Origin of the sequence: Pseudomonas sp. BF-B-26 (assembly GCF_019956495.1) — a bacterium.
Taxonomy (GTDB): domain Bacteria; phylum Pseudomonadota; class Gammaproteobacteria; order Pseudomonadales; family Pseudomonadaceae; genus Aquipseudomonas.
Genome location: NZ_JAHBDP010000051.1, coordinates 1 through 1,198 on the forward strand (window position 1 = coordinate 1; position 1,198 = coordinate 1,198).

Below are 1,198 nucleotides of genomic sequence, written 5' to 3' on the forward strand. Positions count from 1 at the left end.
TCGCGAGCAGGCTCGCTTGTATGGTAGGACTTGAAGGGAGGAGGAGGGACAAGGCTCGATTCCGACTGTTGACGCAGTACAGACCGTGGGAGATTTCGCCCCTCCTCCTTTCACCCAAGCGCCGATAAAGAATGCATCTGGCTAGACCGACGATAGGAACAAGCCTGCGCCCCTGGGTGAGCCCTTCAAGTGCTCAAACCTTATCTCGGAGGAAATCCTGTGGCAATGCCGGTCGCTCTATCAAAACCGATCGTAGGTGTGGATGTCGCCAAGAATGAACTGGTGATTTATCAGGCTGATGGGGATTTGCTTGAAGAGATTCCCAACACCAAAACATCCATCAAGCAGTGGCTGAAGGCATTGTCGGGGACGGTGGCGATTGCCATTGAGGCGACCAACATTTACCACCTGGACTTCGCTGATCTGGCCTATGAGGCCGGTTGCACGATTTACATGGTGGGAGGCTATGAACTCAAACATTATCGCGAAGGCGTGAAGATCCGCGCCAAAACCGACGCACTGGATGCCAAGCTGCTGGCTCGTTACCTGAAGAACGAAGCCGAGGAGTTGCGTCCTTGGACCCCGCCCTCACCGCTGTACCGCCAGCTCCTGAGCCTTTTCCGCCGTCGCGCAGCCTTGGTCCAGGCCAGGGTCGGCCTGGTGCAGAGCTGGTCGAATGAGCCGCTGCTCAAGGCGGCTTTTGCCGAGCAAGTGAAGTCCATGCAGCAGCTTGAGACGCTGATCGAAAAGACGATCAACGATCAGCTCAAAGAAGCCGGTTTGCTCGGTCAATTGAAGCGCTGCCTGAAAGTTGAGGGTATTGGATTTTTGACTGGGGCCCGCTTGATAACGGCATTTCAGCGAGGAGATTTTAGAAACGCGGATGCCTTTATCGCCTTCCTGGGCATGGATTTACGGGTGGCGAAATCAGGGCAGAAGGACGCTCGCCGCAGTTTGACCAAGCGCGGCGACCCCGAGGCCCGCCGACTTCTGCACAATGCAGCGATGTCGGCTAGCCGTACGAAAGCCTGGAAAGGGTATTACGAAGAACAAAGAGCGCGGGGGTTCAGCACCACTCAGGCGCTGGTGATGCTGGCTCGCAAGCTTGCTCGGGTGGTATTCGCCTTGCTGAAAGGGCAAAGCGAATATCAGCCAAAAGCCAGTTGAGGGCTTTCCCTCAACCATAGAATCTCCCACA

The 1,198-nt window shown here is 55.9% G+C and carries 1 protein-coding gene; it reads left to right on the forward strand.

Annotated elements, in window-relative coordinates; genetic code table 11:
• Window positions 1-225: 225 nt before the first annotated feature.
• The gene (locus tag KGB03_RS03725) at window positions 226-1,167 is read left to right on the forward strand and encodes an IS110 family transposase (protein ID WP_223526376.1); all 942 of its coding nucleotides are present in this window, start codon (window positions 226-228) and stop codon (window positions 1,165-1,167) included.
• The last annotated feature ends 31 nt before the right edge of the window (window positions 1,168-1,198 follow it).